Here is a 2286-nt window from a genome sequence, read left to right as displayed (position 1 = left end):
CTTGCGTGCCTTCACCGAGTGTCACGGTGATGTTGATTTGCCCATCAAGCTCAGCGCTGTTGATGAAGCCATCCTCATTGGCATCTTCAGTGATGTCAACGGTTGGGCTAGCTGGTGCGCCAGTGCCCGTGCCGTAATCCAAGGTCGCGCTGTCATTGCCTGAGGCACTGTCACCATTGGTGTTGGTGATGGTGGCCGTAATGGTGATGTCCGTGCCAGTGGCCGGCGCATCCATGCCAAGCAGGAGGTCGTTGTCGAGCATCTCTTGCGTGACCACATCGTTGAACAGCTCATTGCCGTTTTGGTCGGTGACCACTAAGGTGTCGCCGACTTGGGTGCTTGGGTCTAAGCTGACCGTGATGTTGACTTGGCCGTCCAGCTCATCACTGTTGATGTAGCCGTCATCATTGGCATCTTCGGTGATTTCAACCGTTGGCGCGATTGGTGCTGGCGCTTCGACGTAATCAAGTGTTGCTGCATCACTGCCTGTGGCCGTGTTGCCCGCCACATCGGTAACCGTGGCGGTGACCACAATCTCGGTGCCGCTGGCTGGTGTGTTCATGGTGACTGCAAGACCGTTGTCGAGCATCGCTTGGGTGACCACACCGCTGAACAGCTCAACACCATTTTGGTCGGTGACCACTAAGGTGTCACCCACCGCAGTGCCTGCCCCTAAGGTGATCGTGATGTCGATTTGACCCTCAAGCTCAGTGTCATTAATCACGCCGTCATCGTTGATATCTTCCACGATTTCGACTGTTGGGGTCGCGGGAGCCCCCGTGCCTGTGCCGTAATCCAGTAGGGCACTGTCTGAGCCCTCGCTGCTGTTACCCGCTGGGTCGGTGACCGTGGCGGTGATAACCACGTTGGTGCCAGTGGCAGGTGGGTCCATGGTGACCGCTAGGCCATCGTCTATCATTTCTTGCGTGACGGTGCCGCTAAATAGCTCGATACCATCTTGGTCGGTGACCACTAAGGTGTCACCCACCGCAGTGCCAGCGCCTAAGGTGACAGTGGCATCGATTTGCCCATTGAGCTCGGCATCGTTAATGAAGCCATCACCATTGGCATCCTCAGTAATGTCAACCACTGGCGCAGCAGGGACGCCTGTGCCCGTGCCGTAATCGAGGGTGGCATTGTCTGCACCTTCTGCGCTGTTGCCAGCCGCGTCGGTGACGGTGGCCGTCACCACTAAGTTCGTGCCTGTCGCTGGCGCATCAAAGGCAATGGCAAGGCCATCGTCTATCATGGCTTGCGTGACGGTGCCGCTAAATAGCTCGACATTATTTTGGTCGGTGACCACTAAGGTGTCACCCACTGCCGTGCCTGCCCCTAAGGTGATGGTGACGTCGATTTGACCGTCAAGCTCGGCATCGTTAATGAAGCCATCATCATTGGCATCCTCAACAATTTCAACCACTGGCGCAGCAGGGGCGCCAGTGCCCGTGCCGTAATCGAGCGTGGCCGCATCTGAGCCTTCAGCGCTGTTACCAGCTGGGTCGGTGACCGTCGCGGTGACAACGAGATTCGTTCCCGTGGCCGGTGCATCAAAGGCAATGGCAAGGCCATTCGTTATCATGGCTTGGGTGACCGTGCCGCTGTAGAGCTCAACCCCATCTTGGTCGGTGACGACCAGCGTGTCGCCGACTTGGGTGCCCGCCCCAAGGGTGATGGTGGTGTTAATCTGGCCATCAAGCTCTGCATCATTAATGAAGCCATCGTTGTTGATATCTTCAGTGATTTCAACCGTTGGCGCCGCCGGTGCGCCGCTACCTGAGCCGTAATCGAGCAGCGCATTATCACTGCCTGCCGCTTCATTGCCCAAGGTATCAGTGACCGTCGCGGTGATAACCAGGTTAGTGCCGGTCGCCGGTGGGTCCATGGCCAAGTCGAGGCCATTATCGAGCATATCTTGGGTGACGGTGCCACTGAACAGCTCGTTGCCCGCTTGGTCGGTGACCACTAAGGTGTCGCCCACCACAGTGTTCGCGCCGAGCTCCACCGTGATATTGATTTGACCTTCAAGCTCGGCATCATTGATGTAGCCGTCGTTGTTGGTGTCTTCTGTAATAACTACGGTCGGTGCACCCGGTACGGTGACGCTGTCATCGTAATCTAAGGTCGCACTGTCAGTGCCCGTGGCAGTGTTGCCGGCAACGTCGGTGACGGTGGCGGTGATAACCAAGTTAGTGCCACTCGCAGGTGCATCAATAGCAAGGTCAATACCGTTGTCGTTATCGAGCATCTCCTGAGTGACCGGGCCGGTGTAGAGCACATTGTTATCTT

The 2286-nt window shown here is 57.0% G+C and carries 1 protein-coding gene; it reads right to left on the bottom strand.

The window, feature by feature from the left end:
- The coding region (locus K0625_RS24220; RefSeq protein ID WP_220111917.1) for a beta strand repeat-containing protein at nt 1–2286 on the bottom strand (2286 nt) is incomplete at both ends.

Origin of the sequence: Shewanella nanhaiensis (assembly GCF_019457885.1) — a bacterium.
GTDB classification, from domain to species: domain Bacteria; phylum Pseudomonadota; class Gammaproteobacteria; order Enterobacterales; family Shewanellaceae; genus Shewanella; species Shewanella nanhaiensis.
This window is presented reverse-complemented; position numbering and strand designations above follow the sequence as displayed.